This is a genomic window from Altererythrobacter litoralis (assembly GCF_036324225.1).
GTDB lineage: Bacteria > Pseudomonadota > Alphaproteobacteria > Sphingomonadales > Sphingomonadaceae > Erythrobacter > Erythrobacter litoralis_A.
This window is the reverse complement of sequence record NZ_JAZDQV010000024.1, coordinates 1-1,161: the sequence shown is the minus strand read 5'-3', so window position 1 is coordinate 1,161 and position 1,161 is coordinate 1. Positions and strand designations below refer to the sequence as shown.

At 57.1% G+C, this 1,161-nt stretch carries 1 protein-coding gene; it reads right to left on the bottom strand.

Features of this window, described 5'->3' with window-relative positions; translation table 11 throughout:
• Positions 1-57: 57 nt before the first annotated feature.
• On the bottom strand, positions 58-1,161 hold a 1,104-nt coding region (locus tag VRS74_RS12650; protein WP_354145588.1), incomplete at its 5' end, for an ATP-binding protein.

Here is a 1,161-nt window from a genome sequence, read left to right as displayed (position 1 = left end):
GAGGCCAACACTTCGCTGATCAACGCTTTTGCCAGAGGTTCTTGGGCTGCCCGCTCATCACGGCTTGATGTGGGCGACCAGCACGTCTTCCAGTTGTTTTTCAGTGAATGGTTTGGTGATGTAGTCGGTCATGCCTGCATCGAGCAGTTCATCGATTTTGGTTTTGGTGGCCCCTGCGGTCATGGCGATGACTGGGATCACCTTGAGTACCGGGTCGCTGCGCATGATGGTGACGGCAGTTATGCCGTCCATGATTGGCATTTGCACGTCCATCAGGACGATATCCGCCTTGCCTGGGTTGTTGGCCAGCCAGTCGAGCGCTTCCTGCCCATTCCCACATGTGCTGGCCTTTGCCCCGGCGGTCTCAAGCATCAGTTCGGCGAGCTCAGCCACAAGGTCGCTGTCATCAACCAGAAGGACGTACTTACCAGCCAGCAGCTTTTCCTGCTGCTCGCCTACAGCCTCTTGCTTAATAGGCACTTGATCAAGTCGAGCACACTCCACCTCGACCAAGAATGTACTGCCAACACCCGGCTTGCTCTCTACCCCCACGCTCCCGCCCATCAGCTCTACGAGCTGCTTGACGATCGACAGGCCGAGCCCAGTGCCCTGGAAGCGGCGCGTGGAGCTCTTGTCCACCTGGCTGAAGCGCTGGAACAGGAGCTCCTGGTCTTCGGATGATATCCCCACACCACTATCGCTCACCTCGACCCTCAGGCGCACATTGTCGGGATCATGAGGTGCGACCTTGCTCGCTCTTATCCTCACTTCGCCTTCATCGGTGAACTTGATCGCGTTGCTCACCAGGTTGAACAGGATCTGCTGGATACGTGCAGCATCCCCGATCACATAATGGGGAAGGTCTGCTGCCTTGTCGCAGGTAAGCGTAAGGCCTTTCTCCTCTGCGACTTCCCCCATCACCGTCATGAGCGTCTCAAAAACGTCCGTGAGGCTGACAGGCTCATGCTCAAGATCGATCTCGCCGGCTTCGATCTTCGACCAGTCAAGAACGTCATTGACCAGATTGTAGAGCACATTGCTGGCTTGCTGGAGACGCTTGAGGCGGGTGCGGTCTGCACCCTCAAGCGGTGCATTCTCAAGCATCCGCGCACTGCCAATCACCACGCTAAGCGGCGTGCGCAAATCATGGCTGATGTTCGA